The 24,568-nt window shown below is 38.0% G+C and carries 21 protein-coding genes; 11 read left to right on the top strand and 10 right to left on the bottom strand.

All coding sequences use genetic code 11. The features are described from left to right. Window positions 1-25 precede the first annotated feature (25 nt). Together MKY30_RS15465 and MKY30_RS15470 are read left to right on the top strand one after the other, a co-directional pair. On the top strand, window positions 26-3,103 hold the full coding sequence (locus tag MKY30_RS15465) for an ATP-binding protein (RefSeq protein WP_341084612.1): 3,078 nt from the start codon (window positions 26-28) through the stop codon (window positions 3,101-3,103). A gap of 230 nt (window positions 3,104-3,333) precedes the next feature. Continuing rightward, on the top strand, window positions 3,334-4,089 hold the full coding sequence (locus MKY30_RS15470; RefSeq protein WP_339285682.1) for an SDR family NAD(P)-dependent oxidoreductase: 756 nt from the start codon (window positions 3,334-3,336) through the stop codon (window positions 4,087-4,089). A gap of 213 nt (window positions 4,090-4,302) precedes the next feature. On the opposite strand, the gene MKY30_RS15475 is transcribed toward MKY30_RS15470, so the two are convergent. The 3 genes from MKY30_RS15475 to MKY30_RS15485 form a co-directional block, all read right to left on the bottom strand. After that, window positions 4,303-5,814: an SLC13 family permease gene (locus tag MKY30_RS15475; protein ID WP_341084615.1), complete on the bottom strand. Its 1,512-nt coding sequence runs from the start codon at window positions 5,812-5,814 to the stop codon at window positions 4,303-4,305. A gap of 358 nt (window positions 5,815-6,172) precedes the next feature. Then, window positions 6,173-6,364: a hypothetical protein gene (locus tag MKY30_RS15480; protein ID WP_341084618.1), complete on the bottom strand. Its 192-nt coding sequence runs from the start codon at window positions 6,362-6,364 to the stop codon at window positions 6,173-6,175. A gap of 141 nt (window positions 6,365-6,505) precedes the next feature. Next, on the bottom strand, window positions 6,506-7,102 hold the full coding sequence (locus MKY30_RS15485) for an alpha/beta fold hydrolase (protein ID WP_341084621.1): 597 nt from the start codon (window positions 7,100-7,102) through the stop codon (window positions 6,506-6,508). A gap of 194 nt (window positions 7,103-7,296) precedes the next feature. Here MKY30_RS15485 and MKY30_RS15490 point away from each other — a divergent pair, with 194 nt between their 5' ends. The 4 genes from MKY30_RS15490 (at window position 7,297) to MKY30_RS15505 (ending at window position 11,218) form a co-directional block, all read left to right on the top strand. Beyond that, on the top strand, window positions 7,297-7,920 hold the full coding sequence (locus MKY30_RS15490) for a TetR/AcrR family transcriptional regulator (RefSeq protein ID WP_341084624.1): 624 nt from the start codon (window positions 7,297-7,299) through the stop codon (window positions 7,918-7,920). A 175-nt stretch (window positions 7,921-8,095) separates the two neighbouring features. Then, the gene (locus tag MKY30_RS15495; protein ID WP_341084626.1) at window positions 8,096-8,815 is read left to right on the top strand and encodes a GntR family transcriptional regulator; all 720 of its coding nucleotides are present in this window, start codon (window positions 8,096-8,098) and stop codon (window positions 8,813-8,815) included. 676 nt (window positions 8,816-9,491) lie between these two features. Continuing rightward, window positions 9,492-10,850: an aminotransferase gene (locus MKY30_RS15500; protein WP_341084629.1), complete on the top strand. Its 1,359-nt coding sequence runs from the start codon at window positions 9,492-9,494 to the stop codon at window positions 10,848-10,850. Further along, entirely contained in the window at window positions 10,826-11,218 is a 393-nt protein-coding gene (locus MKY30_RS15505) for a hypothetical protein (protein WP_341084631.1), read from the top strand. Before MKY30_RS15500 ends, MKY30_RS15505 begins: the two co-directional genes overlap by 25 nt. A 207-nt stretch (window positions 11,219-11,425) precedes the next feature. Here the strand turns inward: MKY30_RS15505 and MKY30_RS15510 are convergent, their stop codons facing one another. Continuing rightward, the gene (locus MKY30_RS15510) at window positions 11,426-12,538 is read right to left on the bottom strand and encodes a citrate synthase/methylcitrate synthase (RefSeq protein WP_341084634.1); all 1,113 of its coding nucleotides are present in this window, start codon (window positions 12,536-12,538) and stop codon (window positions 11,426-11,428) included. 111 nt (window positions 12,539-12,649) lie between these two features. On the opposite strand from MKY30_RS15510, the gene MKY30_RS15515 reads away from it, so the two are divergent. From MKY30_RS15515 to MKY30_RS15525, 3 genes are all read left to right on the top strand, one after another. Then, a complete protein-coding gene (locus MKY30_RS15515; protein ID WP_341084638.1) occupies window positions 12,650-13,531 on the top strand; it encodes a LysR family transcriptional regulator in 882 nt (293 codons plus the stop codon). 302 nt (window positions 13,532-13,833) lie between these two features. Next, on the top strand, window positions 13,834-14,184 hold the full coding sequence (locus MKY30_RS15520; protein WP_341084641.1) for a PadR family transcriptional regulator: 351 nt from the start codon (window positions 13,834-13,836) through the stop codon (window positions 14,182-14,184). After that, window positions 14,162-14,830, top strand: coding sequence for a DUF1129 family protein (locus tag MKY30_RS15525; protein WP_341084643.1), 669 nt, complete (start codon window positions 14,162-14,164; stop codon window positions 14,828-14,830). The genes MKY30_RS15520 and MKY30_RS15525 overlap by 23 nt, the downstream gene beginning before the upstream one ends. 240 nt (window positions 14,831-15,070) lie before the next feature. On the opposite strand, the gene MKY30_RS15530 is transcribed toward MKY30_RS15525, so the two are convergent. From MKY30_RS15530 to MKY30_RS15540, 3 genes are read right to left on the bottom strand one after another with little or no spacing between them, the layout of a single operon-like run. Further along, a complete protein-coding gene (locus MKY30_RS15530; protein ID WP_341084645.1) occupies window positions 15,071-17,011 on the bottom strand; it encodes a carbohydrate-binding domain-containing protein in 1,941 nt (646 codons plus the stop codon). Window positions 17,012-17,029: 18 nt separating this feature from the next. After that, entirely contained in the window at window positions 17,030-17,704 is a 675-nt protein-coding gene (locus MKY30_RS15535; protein ID WP_341084647.1) for a DUF4956 domain-containing protein, read from the bottom strand. Beyond that, complete coding sequence (locus tag MKY30_RS15540; RefSeq protein ID WP_156985535.1) at window positions 17,694-18,410, bottom strand: VTC domain-containing protein; 717 nt, start codon at window positions 18,408-18,410, stop codon at window positions 17,694-17,696. The genes MKY30_RS15535 and MKY30_RS15540 overlap by 11 nt, the downstream gene beginning before the upstream one ends. 146 nt (window positions 18,411-18,556) lie before the next feature. Here MKY30_RS15540 and MKY30_RS15545 point away from each other — a divergent pair, with 146 nt between their 5' ends. Both MKY30_RS15545 and MKY30_RS15550 read left to right on the top strand, forming a co-directional pair. Next, on the top strand, window positions 18,557-19,237 hold the full coding sequence (locus MKY30_RS15545; protein ID WP_341084651.1) for a response regulator transcription factor: 681 nt from the start codon (window positions 18,557-18,559) through the stop codon (window positions 19,235-19,237). Further along, window positions 19,230-20,543 carry a sensor histidine kinase gene (locus tag MKY30_RS15550; protein ID WP_341084652.1) on the top strand — a complete coding sequence of 438 codons (1,314 nt, stop codon included), beginning with the start codon at window positions 19,230-19,232 and terminating at the stop codon, window positions 20,541-20,543. The genes MKY30_RS15545 and MKY30_RS15550 overlap by 8 nt, the downstream gene beginning before the upstream one ends. Before the next feature lie 257 nt (window positions 20,544-20,800). Here MKY30_RS15550 and MKY30_RS15555 read toward each other — a convergent pair whose 3' ends face one another. From MKY30_RS15555 to MKY30_RS15565, 3 genes are all read right to left on the bottom strand, one after another. After that, on the bottom strand, window positions 20,801-22,015 hold the full coding sequence (locus MKY30_RS15555; RefSeq protein ID WP_341084653.1) for an ABC transporter permease: 1,215 nt from the start codon (window positions 22,013-22,015) through the stop codon (window positions 20,801-20,803). Beyond that, on the bottom strand, window positions 21,993-22,715 hold the full coding sequence (locus MKY30_RS15560; RefSeq protein WP_341084654.1) for an ABC transporter ATP-binding protein: 723 nt from the start codon (window positions 22,713-22,715) through the stop codon (window positions 21,993-21,995). Before MKY30_RS15560 ends, MKY30_RS15555 begins: the two co-directional genes overlap by 23 nt. A gap of 232 nt (window positions 22,716-22,947) precedes the next feature. Continuing rightward, window positions 22,948-24,420: a DHA2 family efflux MFS transporter permease subunit gene (locus tag MKY30_RS15565; RefSeq protein WP_156985530.1), complete on the bottom strand. Its 1,473-nt coding sequence runs from the start codon at window positions 24,418-24,420 to the stop codon at window positions 22,948-22,950. Window positions 24,421-24,568: the final 148 nt, after the last annotated feature.

Consider the following 24,568-nt stretch of genomic DNA (forward strand, 5'->3'; position numbering starts at 1 on the left):
AATTGATGGCAAGGCGGTTGCTGCTATGAAAAATAAAAATATCTTAACATACCTTAAGGTTTTTAGCATTTTATTACTGTTTTTAACTGGTCTAATTAGTTTACGTTTCGTGTGGATCAATTACTATAACAAGGATGATCAGCCTGTTATTACAGATGGTGTCCTTGATTTAACAGGTTGGGATTTCTCTGACGAAGAGACAATTGCTTTAAATGGGGAGTGGATATTCTATCCGAATCAGTTTATAGGTACATCAGATATATCCTCGGCAGGGGATCAAACATTGATTCAGGTTCCCGGTGATTGGCGAAGCGAGCTAAGGACAGGTAAAGAAGAGTCTTCAGACAGCTATGGGTACGGCAGTTATTATTTAAAGGTGTTATTGCCGGAAACGAGTCCTTCATTTCTAGGGCTGCGTGTGAATAATATACAAACGGCTTTTAATATTATGGTCAATGATCAGCTGATTGAATCTATGAACCAGCCAGCTGCGGAGAAAATGGAGCAGTCACATATACGTGGACCAGTTACCAGTCTATTTTATGCAGACCCGGATAATAATGAACTGGAAATTATATTGCAGGTTTCTAATTATGAGCTTCCGTTTACGGGTGGAGTAGAGCGGACGATTTCTTTTGGAACGGCAGATGCTATCAATCAGGAAACGAATCTATCCCGGTTCCTTCAGTTAACGGTTATTATCATTCTATTCTTGCATGCCCTATACGCCTTTGCGATTTTCTTCATGAATAAAGGTAAACGGCAAACCGAATTAATTTATTTTGGATTCATGTCTTTACTGATTGCCATAGGTAATTTATTTGACGATGAAGTTTTTGTTCAATTGCCGTTTAGCGCAGATATCTCCTTTCGTCTGCTGATTGCAATATATATTCTGGTGTTATTTGTTTTAATAAAATTTATTCAGCATTTATATCAGATGCAGCAGAGGTTTATAAAGGCGTTAGGGGCAGGGGCGATTACATTTGCTGTATTGACTTTGACTGTCTTTTCGCTGGAGCATTTTACAGTCTTATCAATCATATTGTTTGTATATGATGCTATTGTTATTTCTTATCTTTTTGTTATCACACTCAGGCAAATTGTCCGCGGAGATAAGAATGGCATTCTGATTTTGCTCTTAATATGCAGCTACACATCTAATTTAGCCTGGGGAGCTGCGATACAAACAGGAAAAGCAGATTTTCCTTTTTACCCATTTGATTTCTTTGTGCCAATTGTTATCATTGCTATCCTGTTGATTAAGCGTCATATTCAATTAGCACAGCTGAGTGAGGAGCAGGCTGTAAGATTAATAGAGGAGGACAAGAAAAAAGATCAATTCTTAGCCAATACCTCTCATGAGATTCGCAATCCCTTACATGGGATGGTTAATATTGCGCAATCCATTATTAATAAACATAAAGATAGCTTAACTCCGGAAACGGTCAGTAATTTACAGCTGTTAGCTCGAATTGGCCATCGTTTAACATTTACATTAAATGATATTCTGGATATTACAAGATTAAAGGAGCAGCAGATTCAGTTACAGCAAGAGAAGTTTTCCCTGCATTCCATTACAAACGGTGTCATTGAGATGGTGCAATTTACAACTCCTAAACAATCAATTACATTACATAACGAAATCGATAGGGATTTTCCATCTTTATATGCGGATGAAAACCGGCTGATTCGTATTTTGTTTAATCTGATTCATAATGCCGTAAAGTATACAGAAAAAGGGGACGTTATTATTTCTGCTGTAAAACGGGGAGATATGGCCTTTATTACTGTCCGGGACACAGGAAATGGAATTGCTCAGGACGCCCTGGAACGAATCTTTCTTCCCTATGAGAAGCTCAGCAAGTCTGACGTAGATAGTGGGGGAATCGGGTTAGGACTAAATATTTGCAGACAATTAATTGAACTGCATGGTGGAGTAATTAGTGTAGATTCTGAGCTTGGCATAGGAACGGCCTTTACTTTTAGTATACCTTTGGCCTCTAAGAAAGGTCTTGCCCTTGCACAGTCAGAAATTGCGAAACAAGATATATTTTTTGAAGATTCTACTATTCATACAATTGGACGGTATGAACAGGCATCTGCATCAGACAAGCCTTTGCTGCTGGTCGTAGATGATGATCCTGTTAATTTGAAAGTAATGGAGAATCTTTTAGAACCGGATTATCAGCTGCATAGCACAACAGACCCTAGGGTAGTCATAGAATGGCTGGAGAAGCAATCCTATGATCTGGTTATCTCGGATGTGATGATGTCGCCATTCTCCGGTTATGAATTAACAAAGCGTATCAGGGAACGCTTTACTATTTCTGAATTACCTATTTTATTATTAACTGCCCGCAACCAGACCGAGGATATCTATACCGGCTTTATATCCGGTGCAAATGATTATATTTCAAAGCCTGTTGAAGCATTAGAATTACAGGCCAGGGTTAAGGCGTTAACAGATTTAAGCCGTTCTATTGATGAACAATTACGGATGGAGGCAGCCTGGCTGCAGGCACAAATAAATCCGCATTTTATGTTTAATACCTTGAACGCTATTGCTGCCTTAAGCAACATAGATATCGAGCGGATGATTAACCTGTTAAATGAGTTTGGCAAATATCTTTCCAAAAGTTTTCGAAGTAAAAATACGAAGCCGCTGGTATCATTGCGGGAGGAGCTGGAGCTAGTAGATTCCTATATCTATATAATGCAACAGAGATTTGCAGGGAAGCTGACAGTTCATAAGGAGTTTGATGACTCTGAACATATCCTTGTACCGCCGCTGTCTATCCAAACAATAGTTGAAAATGCTATTAATCATGGGATTATCTCACAAAATAAACCAGGTACACTATGGCTTAAAGGCAAGCAGATGGAGAACAGCTATCAAATTAAAATTATCGATGATGGCAAAGGTATCCCGTCAGAAATATTGGCAAAACTATTCAATAAAAATGATGAAAAAAATGGTGTTGGGCTACTGAATACTGAACAGAGATGGAAGAAGCTGTTTGGGCAGGGGATTGACATCAAAAGTATAGCAGAAGAGGGTACAGAGGTCACGATGTGGATACCTAAGAAATCATATGAATAAGACAATACAAACTATTCCATTCGTAATATACAACTATAGATGAGGTCTAATTTTTAGTAATAAATAACAGATAGAATTAAAACAGCAGTCAAACGGTTATCTCTTATTCCGTTTTTACTTTCCTTGGTTAAAATTTAATTTATCAGGATGTTTAAAAGCCTAAATAAAGGGAATTAATATAAGGTATGTAAATTTCATGATTTATTGAAGTAGTTCAAGGAGGAATTAAGATGAGAGTGCAAGATAAAGTTACACTAATCACAGGAGCTGGTACAGGTATTGGAAAAGAAACAGCTCACTTGTTTGCAAAAGAAGGCGCAAAGCTTATTTTGACAGATGTGAATATAGAAGGTGTAAGAGAAACAGAAAAAGAAGTAAAAGAGCTTGGAGCAGAAGCTATTTCCATAAAGCATGATGTCAGCGAGGAAGAAGACTGGCAAGTAGTTGTAAAAGAAGCGGTTAACCAATTCGGAACCATTGATGTATTGTTTAATAATGCAGGTATATATATTATCAAACCAATTACAGAAATTGAATTAGATACATGGAATAAATTAATGAATATCAATGTGACAGGTACATTCTTAGGTATGAAGCATGTGCTGCCTGTCATGCAAAAGCAGAAAAGCGGTTCGATTATTAATGCTTCTTCTGTAGCCGGTCTTGGCGGAGCACCTGGACATGCCTTATATGGCGCAAGTAAAGGTGCAGTGCGTATTATGAGTAAAGACGTTGCAATGGAAGTTGCCAAAGACCAGATTCGGGTCAACTCCATTCATCCGGGCTATATTGATACGCAAATGGCGGATTATGGGGCAGAGTCACAGGGGAAATCCACTGATGAAGTAGGTAAAACTTACCCGCTGGGCCGTTTAGGAAAACGGGCAGAAGTTGCGAAAACAGTGTTATTCCTGGCATCTGATGATTCATCTTATACGACAGGTGCTGAGTTCCCAATTGATGGTGGATCTACCAGCTCACTTTAGTTAAATTACTAATTATCCAAGAGACTGAGGCATAACAGCCTAAACTAACTTAAAAAAGGTTCTGATTATCAAAACTAGATACTCAGAACCTTTTTTGTTCGGGTTTTTTTATTCGTATCCATAGCAGTGTATTTCCTCAAGTTAACCGCCGTGAACGCTAATCCTGATTCACTTAATAAGTTTTGTCTCAATCTCTTTAATGAGAAGTTTTATTTATAAATTGAAAACAATTGGCATCCAGAAGTATACTGCGGCGGTAATAACCACAACGGATATGATGTTCAACCATACACCAGCTTTAGCCATATCTGAAACTTCTAAATATCCAGCACTGAACACTGCTGTGTTTGGCGGTGTCGCCACAGGAAGCATATAACAGGATCCTGCAGATAGCGCTGCGGCTGCCATCAGCGGAAGCGGATCGACACCAATAGCAATCCCGAGACCGACAGTCAGCGGCAGGATTAAATTCGATACCGCTGTATTTGAAAGTACTTCAGTAATGCTGAGCACAAATACAACCAGCAGCAGTAGTACAAAGATATATTGCATACCCTGAAGCATCTGCAATACTTCACCAATAGAATCATTTAATCCTGATTCACTAAATGCTGCTGCGATAGACATACCGCCTCCGAAAAGAATGAGAATTCCCCAGGGCAGCTCCTTCATATCCTTCCATTCCAGTATCCGTTTGGCTTTTTTTGAGCTTGGCAAAAAGAATAAGAGTGCTGCCCCAAAGATAGAAATGGTTGCATCATCCAGATTATCAAAGAATGCACCAATATTCTCCGATATGAATCCAATACTGGAAACAAATGGAGATATAATCCATAGTATTACGGTAATTAAAAAGACAATGCCAACCTTTATTTCGTCCGAAGTTAATTTACCAAGTTTATTGATTTCATCCTTCACGAACTTTAATGCACCATCGGCTTCTTCGGAGGCATTAACTTTGAATTGTATCTTAGTAAGATAAAAATATAAAATAACTAATAAGATAAGTGCCACTGGTCCCGCAAAGAAAAACCACTCGGCAAAGGTAACTGTCCGGTCAAGCTGTGAAGATGCAATTCCCGCCAAAAGGGCATTGGGAACTGCAGATACCAGCGTTGCAAGCCCACCAATTGTTGCTGCATATGCTACAGCAAGTAATATACCTTTCGAAAAATAATTGACATTTTGTCCTTTAAGTATTTCTTTATCCTTCACTTCATCAATAAGTGCGATAGCAACCGGCAACATCATCAAAGCAGTTGCTGCATTGGACACAAACATCGAAATCCCTGCCGTAGCAATCAGAATTCCCAATATCATCCGATTACTTTTTGTTCCGATCATTTTAATAACATTGAGTGCGATGCGTCGATGAAGATTCCACTTTTGTATAGCCAAGGCAATGACAAAACCGCCTCCGTACATAAAGATAACTGAGCTGCCATAGGCAGGTGCTACGATATCGATATCTGCACCATGAAAAGCAGGAAACAGAACTAGCGGCAATGCAGATGTTGCAGCCATTGGCACAGGTTCTGTGACCCAGAAAGTCGCGATTAAAAGTGTTACGCCCAGTACTATTTTCGGCTCATGCGGTAAAACGCTTTCGGGGATAAGGAAATAAACTAAAGCAAACAAGAGCGGCCCCAGGATAAGTCCAATCCAGTTGCGTGTTGTGTAGTGGGGGTTATTTTCTTTATTCTCTTTACTATCTTTGGATTCCATAATGCGCTGTCCCCCTATGCTTTATGTAAAGCTTGATAAAAAATCCTGATATCTGTTTATCACCTCAAATCTCCATTAGTTAAATAAAAATTTGTTTGCTGGGTTCTTGTACTATTCCCACAAGATTTATTTATAAAACTGGATAAAAGATATAACTAACATCTAATACATTTTGATAAAGCTAAGATTATAACAGTATTAATAATTTACTTATGGATGATAGATAACAATAGGGGATGTATTATTTGCGATAGACCAAGAATTTCTTTGTCTATCAATTTATCAATTTCTAAAGGAAATCAGCTGACTTTTTATGGTCAGCTGTATCTCTTTTACATGAAAGAATCAAAATTACGCACTAAATGTGAAAATCTCTCATTTCCTTTTTATTAAAATATTCTTGATAGATTAACTCCTTTATTTCTTTGATTACTAATTGAGGCTGATCTAAATAAATATCATGACCAGCACCTAAAGCAAAAAGCAGCTTGGCATTTTTGTAAATATCCTTTTGCTCCATAATCAATTGATGCCAGGTATCTTCTAACAACTCTGCTTCCTCCTTTGGAACCCCATCATCAATATAGTTTAATATACATTTCCTCTTATCACGGCCGATAATAGTTACCGGAAAGTTTCCTGTATATGATAAGGCTTTAATAATTTCAGCATCTTTTTCCCAATTTGAAATTTATTGAAGCATGGTTTTATATAACGAAGGATTTGTATAAAATGCAATTAATTTTTCCTGTGTTTTTTTCGGCAGTTTTTGCTGTTCTTTTGTTAAAACAGGGTCTAATAGTTTCAAAAGTTCTGTGGGAGACAGAGCTGCGTGTTCTTTACAGATTTCAATCCACGCAGCATCTGAATCATTTTCGTTTAGATAAGGTAAATCTAATTGATCCAGTTTATATAAATCAACAGAGGTGGAGTCAAATAGTAATAATCCTCGTATTCGATCTGGATATAATTTTGAGAAATGCTGTGCACATAACCCCCCGTAAGAGTGCCCTGCAAGGATGATCGGCTCTGTTATATTCAACTTCTCCAGTATTTGTATGATATCCTTCGTAACGTTTTCAGTAGTCCTTTTTTTATCGATGTATTCACTTTCTCCTAATCCCGGACGATGATACATAATAACCTGATTAGTTTCAGCAAGCTCAGAAGAGATTTCTTCCCATTCATAGAAGGGAGATCCCATTCCTGATAATATGAGAATTGCTGGTTTTCCTGTTCCTTTTGATAAAATTTCAATCTTTTGACCATTGATTTCGATAAAATTCAAAAAATAGCCCCCTTATAGAAATCAAAATTTGATACTGAATCCTAAATGAAGCATATCATACAATTATAAATTGATTGTGCCTCAAATCGAATAAAATACTTCAAGACTGCAATTTCATTATTCATGACAAACCGGATGTATATCCTATATAGTATAAATAGAGACATGTCTAACGTGATAAGAGGCGAGATAAGATGACAAATAAAGAACCCAAACTGACAAAAAAACAAATAGCGATATTAGAGGCGGCAACGGATTTATTTGCGGAGAAAGGATATGCAGGGACCTCAACGAGCGAAATTGCAAATAAAGCAGAGGTAGCAGAAGGAACAATTTTTAAGCATTTTAAATCGAAAAAAGGCTTGCTGCTGGCAATTGTTTCTCCAATGATGGTGAAATTGGTTGCGCCAATGATAAAAAATGATCTGAATAAGGTGCTTGACCAGGAATTTGAATATATTCAAGATTTTATTCGTGCCATGATTGAGAATCGGAAAGAATTTATTCATAATAATTTGCCGATGTTAAAAATATTAGTTCAGGAAATTCCTTTTCATCCAGAATTGAAAGAACAGTTTATTGAGTATGTCGGGAAGGATATTTTTGATAAGCTGAGAGAAATTATCAAGTATTATCAAGATAAGGGCCAACTAGTTAATATGAAGGCAGAAGTGATTATGCGTACGGTTGCAACGTCTATCTTATCCTATATTGTAATGCGCTATGTGTTTCTTCCAGAAGCAAACTGGGATGAAGAAGAGGTGGAAACAGAAAGAATTATTCAAATACTGGAAAGTGGAGTTATACAGAAAAATTAAAAGGATACTCTACGTCTATGGAAAGCAGGCTGATCTCATTTGTTGGAATGGCAGTCTGCTTTTTTATAGTTTTGAGATAATATAAAAATCTGTTATGCTTTATCCCATAGAAAGCAAGAATGCCTGTTATTTCAGTATTGAAAATACAACTAAAAAACGAAAAGGAGCTATTATTGTGCTTGATTACAATAATTCCATTGCTTTACATATACAATTAAAAAATATTATTGAGAAGAAAATAGAAGAGGGGATATTTGCAGACCAGATTCCAAGTGAAAGACAGCTTATGACAGATTATAATACAAGCCGAAGTACGGTCAGAGAGGCTGTTAATCTTTTAGTTCGTGAAGGAATATTGGAGAAGAGACATGGGAAAGGTACATTTGTTTCTTTAAAACCGATTCAAGATTGGCTGGGGAATTTAAGCAGTACGACGGCAACTATTTTACAGATGGGGAAGAAACCGGGGGCAAAGTTAATTGCATCTTATTTGATGGAAACTCCGCATTATATTCAGGAAAAGACCGGCCTTCAAGAGGCATATTTTATTAAACGGATTCGCTATGCCGATGACACGCCAATCGGTATAGAACAGCATTACTATCCAGTCCATATTGGAGAGAAATTAATAAAGTATGATCTAAATGATGTAACCTTGTACGATTTGTTGGAAAATGATCTGGGAATCATACTTGCTGAAGCGGGCCAGACAATAAGCAGCGGCGCCTTTTCTGATGAGGATAAGGAAAATTTGGAATTGGCAGATGGAACCAATGCCCTGATTGCTGAACGTATTATTAAGGATCGGAATAATGAAATTATTGAAATGGAAAAGGCATTTTATAGAAGTGATTTGTATACATTTAAATTAAACCTGTCGCGTAAGTTTGGGTAGAGGGAGCAGTTGAAAATCGCAAATTAAAATGGTGGTGATTAGGCTTATTTCTCATGTTAGAAAGTTTTGATATAAAATAGGACCCGTTGAACGCATGAATGCAGGTTTATTAAGAACAGTGATAAGACTTATTATTTTTTCAAATAACTGAATATATTGAATTAGGGGTTAGGCTGGATTATACTATGAGCAGACCTATTATATTACAACTGGTTCGGACGTCAGAATCTTTATGAAGGGATTAGTTTGTCTTCTGTAATTTTTGAAGTATGAGGGAGGAAGCAAAGAGAATAGTTGGCGGTGCTGCAAACGGGATAAAATATAACGACTTTTGTGTTGTGACGGCTTTTTTTGATGTTATTTTGAAGTGTTTAAGGGGACATTGGATGCTTAGAATAGTTCATTAAAGGAGAGCGGTCTTTTTATTGTGTGAATTCTTCACTGGCCAAATACTGCACTGGGCTTATAAGACATAAACTGGCTGCACTGATAAAGGATGTATAACCTGGAGGCGTTCCCTCATATGCTATAGGACTGGTTATTTGAAACTCAAAATAGTTGTACCGTACACAAAATGGCATAACAATCGATTCAACCGGTTCCTGGATTTTCAGTTTCTTCTTAAGTTTATAGTTTTTCAGATTCATAATCTTAGATAAATGAGGAGGTATGAAGGATGAAAGTTGAAAAAGAAATGAACAATCGGCTTGAGAAAAAAGAATCGTTATTGTGGAATGCGATGCACCGTTTTAATCCAGAAGCGGAGCAGGTTGTTGCTGTAAAAGGGGAAGGCTCGTGGTTTACAGATGAAACCGGGAAAAAGTATATGGATGGAGTTTCCGGGCTATGGTGTTTAAATCTTGGTCATGGCCGTGAGGAAATAGCCGAAGCGGCAGCGGAGCAAATGAAAACCCTCTCCTATTTTCCTTTAACGATGAGCCATCAGCCTGCAATCAAACTGGCTGCTAAGATTAGTGAGTTACTTGGTGAGAAATATCAGACGTTTTTTGCAAATAGTGGCTCGGAAGCAAATGAAACGGCATTTAAAATCGCCAGGCAATACCATAACCAGACCGGCAACCCGCAGAAATATAAAATTATTTCCCGTTATCGGGCTTATCATGGTTCAACCTTAGGGGCACTTAGTGCAACAGCACAGGCCAACAGACGAGTCAAATATGATCCGACAGTGCCCGGATTTTTGCATGTATATCCGCCATACAGCTACCGCTCCATTTTTAATGGAAGTGCAGAGGAGTCAGATCTGAAAGCGGCACAGCTGTTGGAAGAAATGATTAATTGGGAAGGTGAAGAAACCATAGCTGCCTTTATTATGGAGCCCTTTATTTCCGGCGGCGGGGTTATTATTCCGTCAATGAAATATATTCAACGCGTATCTGAAATTTGCAAGCAACACAATATCCTTTTAATAATGGATGAGGTTGTGTCAGGCTATGGACGCACAGGGAAAATGTTTGGGTTTCAGCATGCAGCAGGAGTACAGCCTGATATTGTAACAATGGCGAAAGGACTGACCAGTGGCTACCTGCCTTTGGGGGCTACTGCGGTTAAAACTGAAATATATAATGTATTTCAAAAGGACGGGAAGGACTCGCATTTTCGGCATGTTTCCACATACGGCGGGCACCCGGCAGCGTGTGCGGTAGCGCTGAAGAATATTGAAATCATTGAAAATGAGAATATCATTGAGCGTGTAAATAACCTTGCACAAACTAAATTGGCAGACTTGCATCAATTAATCGACCATAAAAATGTGGGGGAAGTCAGGCAGACTGGTTTTCTATTGGGGATTGAGATGGTAGAAGATAAACAGTCCAAAATGCCGTTAGCTGATGAAAAATTAGCCAAAATAATTGGTTTGTGTAAAGAAAAAGGGCTAATTATTGGAAAGAATGGAGATACCGTCCCGGGTCACAACAATGTTATTATCGCTGCACCTCCATTAACAAGTACGGAGGAAGATTTAGAATTTTTAATTGATACATTGCAGTGGGCAATCCGCAACAGCGGTTAACCTTTGGAACATCCATGATTTTATTATTGTTGGCGTATGTTTATTTAGCTATTTTAAGCATACCTTACGCATTAATGCTTATACCTGATGAGGCAGCTCCACTTGTCGTTGAGATGGGTAATAATAGTTCCGGATTTTTCGGCTTTGTGTTAAGTCTATTCGGTGTTTTGCTTACATGGAAAGCAAGTTACCCAGTTATAGTAACTGGTTTAGGCCTCTTGCTGATGTTTCTATTGTCTATTGGTGTTGCATGGTTGTTCTTGTACGTGAGTGCGAAGCGGATCAATCGTGGTGTCACTATCGATATAGTGAGCGGAACAAGTGGAAAGACTAAGTTTAAATGGAAATCTGGCGGCAGCTTGTATTAAGCTTTGTTCTTTTAAGTGAAAAATTCAATTTTTCCGATAGATGAAGCGGTATTTAATGAGAATATAACTATTTTATGTTCGGTAAACATAAATCTGATAAATCAGATGTGTATCCGCAGTAATAATAGATAATATTATCAGAAAAATTTTTTCTTTATTTATCGATTAATACTTTAGTGTAGTATTACCAAAGAGGCTAGTATTCTCCTAGCCTCTTTGAGTATTTTCTTTAATCATACTCCCCGGCCCAATATACTCAGAAAGTGGCCGGAAAATCCGATTATTTTCAGCCTGTTCAAGAACATGAGCACACCAGCCGGCAGCTCTGCTGGCAGTGAATGTAGGAGTATACAGCATCTCAGGCAGATCTACAGCTTTAAATACAGCAGCTGCATAAAATTCAACATTTGTATAAAGCCTTCGTCCAGGTTTGTACTCTTCCAACAGACGGATAGCTGTATCCTCCACATGTCTGGCAAGTAAAAACCAATCGTCATCGGCCGATAAACTTTCCGTTACATCTCTCAATGCTTCAGTCCGGGGGTCATTGGTTTTATAAACACGATGACCGAATCCCATCAATTTTTCCTTGTTATTCAGTTTTTTCCTTAACCAATCTTCAGTATCTTCCGCTGTTTCTATTTCGTTTAGCATGGATATGACACCAGTTGGCGCGCCTCCATGCAACGGCCCCTTCATGGCACCGATAGCTCCGGTAACTGCAGAGAACAAATCAGATTCAGTAGATGCAATCACTCTTGATGTGAAGGTGGCAGCATTCATGCCATGCTCTGCTGTAAGGACAAAATAAGCATTCATCACCCTTACATGTGCATCTTTAGGTTTTTGGCCAGTAAGCATATATAAATAATTGGCAACATGATCTAATTGATGATTCGGCGGAACAAATTCTAAATGATGTAAAGATCTGTAACGATAAGCAAGTATCGTTGGTATCACAGCAGTTATATGGACTGCCTCTTCTAATGTTGGCGGCCATTCCGGTTTTGCTTTTAATGCAGATATACATGTTCTTAAAACAGCCATCATTTCCATATCCTCCGGTAATTCATCGATAATGCGAACGATATCTGCCGGTAATTTTCTTGCTTCATGAAGCTGCTTTTTCAACTTTTCTAATTCATTTTTGCCGGGTAAATAGCCATACCAAAGTAAATGGACAACTTCTTCAAATGCATGCTTGCGAGCTAATTCATCTGCATGATAGCCGCGAAAAATCAAACGTCCATTCTCACCATCTATAGAACTTAAATTGGTTTGCACGGCGATAACGCCTTCAAGACCAGGTCGAAAACTCATAAAAACCCTCCAATTTTGTTGTTGTTTATATTATAAATGATATATATAATAATGAATATTAGTTATTTAGTTAATAATTGATTAAAAAACATAATCAATTGAGGTGATAATATGAATATTAATTGGTTACGGACTTTTATCATAGCTGCAGAAAATGAAAATTTCAGAAAAACAGCAGAAAAACTGTACATGGCTCAACCCACCGTAACAGCACATATTAAGCAGCTTGAAAGAGATATAGGTACACAATTTTTTAGGAAATCTGGACGCAGTATCGTTCTTACAGAAGCCGGTCGCCGATTCTTGCCCCATGCCCGATCGATATTGGCATCCTATGACCGGAGTACGCATGATTTGCTGGCCTGGGAGCAGGGTTATAAAAGAAAACTGAACATTGCTGTTTCTCCATTACTGGCAGCCACGATTCTCCCGTATATTATTAGACAATTTATGGAGCGGCATGTAGATGTTGAAGTTATCGTGCAGGTGAAGGATTCCAAAGAAATTAGTGAAATGATTGAAAGAGGAGAAGCTGATCTGGGGCTGCTGCAGATGAAGCCTTTACAAAAAACATTATATGTAGAAAAAATAAAAGAAGATAAGGTAGTCTGTGTATGTCCACATGATGGCGGTGATCTGGAAAGCAGTCCGCCAATTGATATCCGCGACCTGTTCGAAAATCAGACATTATTCACTTATAATCACCCAGAGTACTGGGATAATCTATTGAGTGCCATCCATGCAAAGTATCCTAAGGTGCGTACCATGGTCGTTACACAGGTTCATATTACAAAAAGATTTATTGAAGAGGGACTGGGTTTTTCTTTTCTCCCAAAAATATCTCTGAATCGGGAGCTGATGGAAGGGCGTCTGCTGGAAGTAAGAACACCGGAATTAAAGCTTCCAAGGGCATCTACTTATATCATTACTCGTGAGGATACAGAAGAAAACAGGTTATTCCGATCTTTTCTCAAAGAATATTTCACATATTAGCCCGGCATTTTCTGGCATCGGAAGATAATTATTAGAAAAAATATTTTCCATTCAATTGGAGACCCTTTTTAAGACAACTTATTACCGTTTGTATTCTCATAGTTTCAAGTAACCTATTTTATAAAAGTATTCACTCTCCATATAAACTTGACAATAAAAATGATAATATATACAATAAAGGCAACTACTTGGTTATACAAAGTAGTGATAAAATAATTTATTATGCTAATGGATATACAGATCATTAGCTTTTTTTACAAACAGCTATCTTGTTAAACAATATAGTATTTGGAGTTGATGTGATGTCGATACGGAGTCAGCTGTTAAAAGGGATTTTAGATGGCTGTATATTAGCTGTGATAGCAGAGGAAACAGTATATGGCTATGAGCTTTCAAGGAAGTTACAGCAGGTTGGATTAAGCGATGTGAGCGAGGGGACGATTTATCCAGTTTTATTACGCCTGCAAAAGAATGGCATGATCGAAGGAGAGATGAGACCTTCCGATTCTGGTCCGAATCGTAAATATTATGATATTACCGCACAAGGTGAAGAAGCGCTTGAAATGATTCAGGAGGAATGGCAGATTTTAGTAAATCCAGTCAACGAATTATTGCAAAGGGGGAAAATAAATGAACGCGAAACAGATGATTGAGGAGAATAATCAAAAGCGGGAGCAATTAACCGTTGATAATGAAAAATATTATTCGGATCTTATGCTGTATATTCGGACAAATTGGCAAGTATCCGAACAGCATACAGAAGAGTTACTTCTTGAATTGCTTAATCATTTACTTGAAGGACAGCAAGAAGGGAAGACCGCAATCGATATATTTGGCGAGGAACCTAAAGAATATGCTGACCAATTGATTGAGCAGCTTCCTGAAGAGGAAAAAAGGTCATGGTTTACCTTTTTTGCCTCCCTGTTTCTTTTTCAAATCGTACCATATGTTTTGATTATTCGAGGTGTGGTATTACTGGTGCTGCCGCTATTTACAGAAGTAAATGACCAGGTGAATATTTTTAAATTGTTAATTACAGCTATATTATTAGGTGTCATGGCAATGGGAGTAGTACGTTATATTATGAATGTAATCCATCGTTCTGTTTTTAAAAAGAATCATGCAGAATGGAAAGATTCTGTGAAAGTAGGGGCAGTAGCTGCTGCAGGTATGGGAGCTTTTATTTTAATCAGTGTATGGCTGCCTGAAATCGGTCCGTCTTTCCGTTTTACTTGGTGGTTATCCCTTCTTTTAGGAGGAGTGATATGGGGTATGTCCAAGGTGGTTAAAAGTAACTAGTGAATTATAGAAGTTCTACATTGTCCCGCCTATTTAATGTGAAAAGAGGAACGTGTTAATACAGTTTTAAAAATTTACACATCGCCTCTTAATCAAAAAAACCAAAAGTAAGGCAACAAAGAAATCAATCAGTCAGAAAACATTCTTGGAATATAAGAATAATCAAGAAAAAGTGACTTCCTGTCTTAAATGTGGAAGTCACTTTTTCTGTTTTACCAGGCTTTGTCTTGGAATTATATACTATTGGGGAGAACCATCATTTGGCGTTGCATCCTCATCTGGCATTTCGCCATTATTTGGCAGACTGCCGCTATCAGGTATCTCACCATTATTCGGCATTGCACCATCATTTGGTATCATACCAGGAGCGTCTCCCATCATGCCTCTTTGTGTTGCTTCTTCACCAGTATCCGTAACATTGGTGATTGTATCTGCAAGCGTCAAGGCACCTAATTCTATGCCATTAACGATACTTCCATCTTCATAGTAGCCATTTTTCTCGGAATTATCGGCTTCTGTTCCTTGAATAAGCGTATAGGTTTCACCAACTTTTAATTCGGGTGAGGAAATAACCAGATGCTGGAATGCTTTACTTGGCTGATAGGTTGCAATCACATTTCCACTGCTGTCTTGCAGACTGATAATTGTTCCCGCTTCTTGCGCTTCCGTAAAGTAAATCCCGAAAGAAGCTTGAGAAGAAGACTCTGAAACATTCATTGCCATACCATTACTTCCAGCAGTAATCAATATACCGCCACTTAACTCAAAAGTGCCATCGTAATCCAACGCGCCATTTCCATTATCCGTTGGTCCATCTACTGTAACGGTTCCGCCTGACATCTCTATGTTTCCATTGCTGTCCAATCCGTCTCCCTGTGCATCGACTGCCAAGGTCCCGCCGTTAATGACAATCATTTTGCTTTCATCTGCCTGTTCAGCACCAGGACCACCAAATGAATCGCTGACTGATGTTTCTGATTCTTCTGTCGCACCGCTATCACCACTGGCATTCAATCCATCATCGCTGGCAGTAATTTGGATATCACCGTCATTGATGGTAATAACACCTGCTTCCAAACCTTCATAAGAATCAGTCACCGTAAGATTTCCGCCATTGATCGTCAAATTGTTGTCAGCGTGAATCCCATCATCTTCAGAAGCTAAAAGAAGATCGCCACTTTCTATCGTAATATCCCCATCACTGTGCAAGCTGTCATCTGCAGAATTAATGTCGTAACTGCCGCTTTGAAGCAACAGCTCTGTTCCAGCTTTGATACCTTTGTAGCTTTCTTCACTGGAAATAGTATCTGCTCCTGTTTGGATATTTATATCAGCTGCCTGCAGACGGGCCGCCGTTTCAGCCTGAATACCATCCCGTCCGGAAGTAATTGTGAAATTACCGCCGTCGATGGCAATAAATCCTTTTGTTTCGTCATCACTGTTATTCGCTTGAATCCCGTCTCCTTCTTCTGTAGTCAGCATATAGATGCCATCTAAAATTTGTACAGAATCTTTTCCTTTTAAGGCATTGTTTTTGGCATTAATTGTATAACTTCCAGAAATTAAAATTAAGTCATCTTTACTGCGAATCCCGTTATTGTAGTTCCCGTTGACAATCAGTTCGCCTTCCCCATTAATCACCAGATCCTCTTTACTAAAGAAGGCTGCATCGTATTCTGTTTCGTCATCAGCAAGCTGATAATCTGTGCCATCTGTTAAGGTATTCGATGTGCCATCTGCTAAAGTTGTAATAATTTTTTCTGCCTGCTCAATTAAAATGGCAGGTCCTTGAGAATTGGTAATGGTTACGTCTTTCAGTACTAAATGAACCTTTTCTTCCTTGTCCACATTTACAATGACCTGACCGTCAGCGAGTTCTCCGCTTAAAACATACGTACCTGCTTCCGTAATTGTTACAGTTTGCCCGTCAACGGTGGTGCCTTCTGAAGATGTCATATCCTCTGATAATTCGATCGTGGCGGCAGAATCATCATAGCTGGTGTCTATATCTTCCTCTTCGTAGCTTCCGAAGGTATCGCCAGCCGCTGCTCCCTGGCTGGTTGAGACAGCAGTTTCATCGGATGATTGAGATAGACTGTTATCTCCTGTAGCTGTCGTATTCTGAGAACAGGCACTTAATAGTAGAGCAGTTATAAGAGAAACATAAATTATTTTTTTCATCGGTTTCCACTTCCTTTTTTATAATTCGTCGCGGTTTGCAGCGACTTTTCCTAAAATGATTGGTAAATTGCCATTGCGGACACGAATGGCATCAATGAACGCTTTTTCCTGCTGTTGATCTTTTAAATGTACAATGTAACGTATTTCGTATAAACTGCCCATCGTTGTAGTACGAACAGAATCTAAATGGTGGTTATAAGCAAATTCGTCAAAAATATTATCGAATAGATTTGGATAATCTAAATCTTCCGGAATAGTGATTCTCAGCTCTCGTTCTGCAGATTTGATATTACCAAATTTAGTGTGATAGATAAGTAATAAAAAGGCAGCGACAATCACGGAGAATACAGCGATATAAGAAACATAGCCCATTCCGGTTGCCAGACCAATACCCATGGCCCAAAAGATACTTGCAATTTCCCGGGCGCCCCCAGCAACGGAACGGAAACGAATTAGACTAAATGCTCCCAATACGGCAATTCCTGTGCCAATATTACCGTTTACCAGTATGATGACGGATTGGACCAGGACAGGGAGTACTGCTAAGGTAATCACAAAATTTTTTGTGTAAACATTACGATACATATGCGTGAAGGCAACTAAAAACCCTAAAATAATAGAAGCAAGAATACAGACTAGCAGCTCGCTCAAGGGAATGGATGTTGCGCCTTCTGTAAATAGACTAGATAACATGGAATAGTTCCTCCTTAAATAAATGACGTTGATAAGTTTGTGCGTATTTTGAAAAACTTCCTTTTTGAATATGATATTTTGTTAATAATCCCACAAACCATAAAGGGTAGGCTCCCATTGCTTTAACTTCCATTAAAACATCCAGCTCTGGAGCAACGAACACACCCCGTGCTGCATCTAAATTTAATTTTCTATCCTGATAACGAATGTTTTGGTCGAAAGTTACCCGGAAATCCTCTTCGACTTCGGAAAAAAGAGAGAAACGATCGTAGGAAATTAAAACTTTCGGTGACAAATCTGGATGTTTAAAAAACAGCCAGGCAATTTCTTGTCCAATTTGAGATTGATCGATATTTTCTGGTAAAGCTCCTGTATGCTGCCAAAAAAGGTATGCTTCATAACTGATTGGTAATCGTCTTTTATAGACAATCCCTTTGATTTTCTTTTTAATTTCTAAAAAGATAACACTATCAGGTCTGGGTGTACCGTAACTGCGAATCCGGAATTTTTCCTTATATATGGGCTTATCCATAGAATGTCGAATGAATCGATAATCCGCTGTGTCATAATAGAGGGAACGGATGGTATGCAATCCGTATTGATCTACAGACATATGTGCTTGCAATTCTTCAAAAAAGCTGGAGAACTGTGTTTGATTCAATAAATATTTGGTTTCTTTTCGCTGAAAAACTTTTTTCAAGCTCATGTGAATTCCTCCTTGTTTGCTGGTGTGATAAAAGAATAATTCACGAACCTTAAAGTTAGCTTAAGCAGGTAAAAATTTTTCCATTCCTTGTATTAAGGTTTCTTTAAGTTAAAAATGATATGATACAGCTAAAGAAGGTGAAGATAATGATTAATTTTCTGCTGATAGAAGATGATATGGTGCTGTCTGATACGATTAAGGAAATTGTATTAGAATTAGGCGAGGTAACCCAAATATATGATGGCAGTGAAGGGCTCTATGAAGCTTTATCGGGAGTGTACGATTTAGTTATTTTGGATTTGATGCTGCCTGAGATGAATGGCTATAAAGTGCTGGCAGAATTAAGAAAACAAGTACAAACCCCTGTACTTATATTAACCGCAAAGGACGGCCTGGAGGATAAAATCGAAGGCTTTGAAAAAGGAGCAGATGATTATTTGACTAAACCATTCCATCGGGAAGAACTCCTCGTGCGAATCAAGGCAATATTAAAACGCTCATTGGGTTTATTCGATGAAAATACATTAAGCTACAAAAATATCGTATGTCATTTAGCAGCAAAAGAAGTGTGTTTTGGTGAAAAAGTTTTACCGATTCAAGGAAGAGAGTTTGATTTACTAACCTATTTTCTCCAAAACCAAGGGGTGATTCTTACAAAAGAACAAATTTTTGATCGGATTTGGGGCTTTGATTCAGAGACGACATTAACTGTGGTGGAAGTATATATGAGTAATTTACGAAAACATCTGCGGCAAACCGGTTTGGATAAAGAATTCCGCACGTTACGTAATGTAGGCTATATGTTGAAGGGAGCGAACAATGAATAAAAACCTTTCCAGTAAACAGCGAAGTGCATTTTTCTTCATGAACCTGAGTGCTTTTGCTATCATCTTTATTCTTCTGGGAATCATTATTTTGCAAGTATTAAGTCAAACAGCTTATCGTGAAACCGATGAAACCTTAGTAGAAATGACCCGAAGATCAGAATTTATTCAACAGGAAATTTTCCGCTATCAAGCAGATTCGTTGATTTTTCCGACAAGTGAACAGCCGAAGGAACCGCCTCGAAGTCCGTCCAGTAATTCATTCAACACACAAATTATTTTATGGTCGAAAGAAGGAGAGATTTTAAACAAAGAAGCATTAGGCGGACGTTTTTCTGAACTGGAGAACCTTCGTTTGGAAACGGCCAATCTGGAGGAGGTTGAAACCCTTGCTTTACAAAGCGATGTTGAAAATGAAGAATTAATTTTTCATTCTATCACACAGTCGTACGATGACAATGAAATTGCATATGTTCAAATCGTTTCAAATGTTAACCAAATCCAGCACTCCTTACAGAATTTCCGCATCATTGTCATAGGTTGTATGATTGCTTTTTGGTTATTCTCCATTGGCGTGAGTTATTGGTTATCCACCAATTCTATGAAACCTGTGCTAAAAGCATGGCAGAAGCAGCAAGAGTTTGTTGAAAATGCTTCGCATGAATTACGAACACCATTAACAATTATTCAAAATCGTCTGGAAGGGCTGTTTCGTAAACCAGATCATACCATTATTGACGAATCAGAAAATATAGCTCTGGCCTTAAACGAGACCAGAAGATTAACTGGTTTGACAACGGATTTGTTAACAATTGCCAGAAGTGATGCCAATCAACGGACTTTGGATAAAACAGCAACAGACACAACTGAATTTTTAACAGAATTAGTCACCCCTTTCAAAGAAATGGCAGAAATTGATGATAAGACATTGGATTTAATAACGAAAAATACATTAACAGTTCATTTTGACCAAAAGAAAATATATCAAGTATTTGTGATTCTGCTAGATAATGCTTTAAAGTATACCAAGCCGGGAGATAAGATTCAGGTAATTTCTACGAAAGAGTATAAAAGCTGGGAAGTCCATGTAACAAATACTGGGCCATCCATTTCAAAAGAAGCGCAGGTGCATATTTTTGATCGTTTTTACAGGGAGGATAAATCCCGTGCGAAAGAAACAGGCGGCTATGGTTTAGGGCTTTCTATCGCAAAACAAATTGTTGAAGAACATAAAGGAGAAATTACTGTTGAGAATCTTTCTCCACAGGGGGTAGATTTTTGTATCAAATTTCCAAGAAACGTGAGGTGATAAAGGATTAGAGAGCGATTGTTTGTAAAAAATCGTCGCAGGAATCTGTTTTTGAGCCAAATAATGGGCAGTTTTTTAGTTCCGATTAAACCAAACTAGTTCATGCAGTTCTTAACGACCAAATTCTCGGAGGAAATCTAGAGCTGATGTATAAAAAACTCTTTCCCGCAAAAATGGAGAAAGAGTTTTTTATAACTGGTTATTACTTTTTATAAGTAATTTGAATTTAATCCTACAATCCAACGAGAACTTAATTCCTACACCTTCCGATAACGCCGCATACCTAAAATATTCAGCGTAACAAAAACAACAATAAATAAAACTAAAATAGATAATGGAGCTATTATCTCCCCAAGTGTGAATCCTTTTAAAACAACATCAATCATCGTATTTCCTGCATAGTACAATGGCATAATCGGTGCAATCCATTGCAGCCAGGGTTCCATTGTATCTACGTTCAGCATACCAGAGAAGAATATCTGCGGAATAATTACAAGCGGAATGAATTGAATCATCTGGAATTCGCTGCTGACAAATGTAGATAACAGAAGACCAAGTCCTAGTGCAACAAAGCTTAATAAAATATTGATAATAAACATGTTGGTAATTGAACCGGCGATTTCCATATCTAAAATGTACACGGAGTACAAAATAATAACAGCCGTCTGCAAAATAGCAAAAATCCCATATCCAAATAAATATCCAAATACAATCTCAGATTTTCGGATTGGCGTAGACAGCAATTTCTCCAATGTGCCGCTGCTTCTTTCCTTCAGCATTGACATGCCGGCAATTAAGAATACAAAAAAGAATACAAAAAAGCTGACTAAAATTGGATTTAAAATTTCAAAAAAGGTATAGCTCTCATCACCATAAATATATTCTACGGTAATCGGGTCTTCGTCCATATTGATTTCCGAATCTATTTCGGTATCAACATCTGTGTCTACACCCAAGTCCGTATTTATATCCAGGTTCTGAGCTGCTTCAGGTGGAAGCTGGTCCATCATTTCATTGATACTTTCTACCATATCTTCTACACCAGCTGACATATCTTCCATATTATTTATCATGTCATCAATATTGTCGGAAAGGTCATTTAAATTCGTTTCCATTATTGCCTGTGAGCTTCCCTGGATAGCAGGACCTTCATCCATCGGGTTGTCATTAAGGATGGTTAATGTCCATTCTCCATTCTTTTCCTCCAAAACACCACTGGCATTTCCATCTTCCAAATAAGACTTTATATTAATCTCGTTTTCTTGTTTTACAATCATATCATTATCTTCCAAAATATCAATTACATCATCACTGACATTGACAACGGCAACAGTTACTTCATCATCAGGGTCAGGAAAAATATAATTCAGCAATGTAATCACAAAAATAGGAGCCAGAAATAAAAGTGCGAGGGTACGTTTATCACGCAGGACTTGTTTGCAAATCCGTTTAATTAGCTGCAGCATTCTCATATTCTTGTTCCTCCAATTTCAAAAAGACCTGATCAATATCGCTGACACCAAAGTTCTCTAGTATTTCCTGAGGGCTGCCGCTTGCTGCAATCCCTTTATTTTTCATTAATAAAAGCTGATCGCACTTCATGGCCTCATCCATAATGTGCGTGGTAATAAGCAGAGTGCTGTCCTTTTTTAAATCATGCAGCTGATTCCAGATGCTTAATTTGAGAACAGGGTCAATTCCGACAGTCGGCTCATCTAAAATTAAATACTTGGGCTGATTGATTAGGGCAATCGCCAGAGATAGGCGGCGTTTCATCCCGCCGGAATAATGCTGAACTAATTTCTTTTTATCTTGCTCAAGCTGGACTAAATCCAAGATAGATTGAACATTCTGTTTCGAGATTTTATTGCCATACATATGAGCGAAAAACTGGATGTTTTCCAGACCGGTTAAATCATGGTATAGTGAATCACTTTGAGCCATATAGCCGATTTTGTTTAAGAGTTTACGGTTTGGAACAGCTGTATCGTCAATTTGGATAGAGCCAGTATCGTATTTTTCCATTCCCATTAAGCATTTAATCAATGTTGTTTTACCTGTACCTGATGGACCAATCAAACCGGTAATTTGGTTCACACCAATATCTACGGATACATTCTGCAAGATAGTTTGTTTACCAAAGCTTTTAGACATATTGGATAGTTTAATCATTTCTTGCTGTCTCCTCTCTAAAATATATAGTGAGTAATCACTCACTATATTAACAGAAAAAATAAATGATGGCAATTCTTCTTTTGAAAATCCATAATAAATTAAAAAAAGGGGAAAGCTGAATCACAATTTTAGACGATGAGAAGCAGGATTCTAATGTAGAAGCTGCAATAGTATCCTGCTTATACTAGTTTTGATTATTAATTTTAAGTATTAAAGAAAGAGAGATTTCTTATTTATGAGTTACGGTGTCTTTTGGGAAAAAACACAGGACAATAAAGGTCAGTGTACCAATTAAAAATAAGCCAAAAAATACGGTGTGAATAGCATACGTTAATCCATCCTGCATGAGAATAAGCGTCTCTGACGGTATCTTTTCTCTTAAACCATCATTTAAGATAGCGTCAGTATCAGGCATATCATTGTTTCCTGCCTGCTGATAATATTGCTGAAGGCGAAGATTCAGAATTCCTCCCAGCAGAGCAGTGCCAATCGCGCTGCCGATAATACGCATAAACATATTTAAAGAAGTCGCTGAGCCTCTTTCTTGCCAGGATACACTATTTTGAATAGCTACGATAAATGTTGTCGAAGTCAACCCCATACCTATTCCGACGATAAAAGAGCTGAATCCAGCATAAATGGCTCCTTTTTCTGCATCGAGCAGGAAAAAGAGAAATGTACCAATAAACAGGGCAATTCCGCCAAGAAATGCAGTTCTTCTAAAACCGATTCGTAATACAAGATGTCCGGCAATTGTCGAGGAAATTGGCCAGCCGATGGATAAAGTACTCAAAGTAAAACCGGCTGCAACAGCTGTCTCACCCATGACTCCCTGCACATAAGTAGGGAGGAAGGTGGTTAAACCTAAAATAATCATTCCAGAGAGCAAGGTGGCAATATTGGCAACGACCATTAATTTATTTTTCCATAAATATATAGGCATCATTGGTGCAACGCATCTTTTCTCCTGCCATATAAATAAGGAAATACAAATAATAAACAGAGCAATCAGTCCAATTGTTTCCAGTGATAGCCAGGACCAATTCGTACCTGCTTGTACAAAAACGATAATCAACGAGGATATTGCTATGAAAAAGAAGCTAGTTCCAAGATAGTCAATGGTTTTCTGCTCTTTATCCACTTTTTCATGAAAGAACAGGATAACCCCGGCCAAACCAATTAAGCCTAATGGAATATTGAGCCAGAAGATCCAAGCCCAATCAATGTATTGTACAATCATTCCTCCCAATAGAGGACCGGCAACGGAGGATATTCCCCAGACACTTGCTAAATATCCTTGTACTTTGGCACGTTCTTCGACATTATACATATCTCCGACCATAGTAGTTACCATCGGATGAATGGCGCCGGCCCCCAGACCCTGAATAAGACGGAACACAATAAGAGCAGTCATTGTTTCAGCGAATCCACATAATAGGGAACCAGTCAAAAAGATAACTACACCGATGATAAAAACAGGTTTGCGTCCGAATAAGTCTGCTAATTTACCATATACCATAATCGTAACTGCCTGCATTAATAAAAAACTGGAAAAGACCCAGCTATATAATGTAAATCCGCCCAAGTCCGATACAATATCAGGCATAGCGGTGGCAATAATTGTTCCTTCAATCGCCGCCATAAACATAGATAATACCAGAGCAATAAGTACGATAGGGCGTTTTGTTTGTTTATGTATCATCGATTTATCTTCCTTTATATCAGCTAATGGTTTCTTCGAAATGATATAATTATTTTGAAAATAAAAGATATTTTCAGCTAACAGAAATAACTTCAGGTGAAATTTTGTTTTATAATCTAATTAACTTTATTGTAGCAGATGCTTTCTT

The organism is Oceanobacillus sp. FSL W8-0428, assembly GCF_038004405.1.
GTDB classification, from domain to species: domain Bacteria; phylum Bacillota; class Bacilli; order Bacillales; family Amphibacillaceae; genus Oceanobacillus; species Oceanobacillus sojae.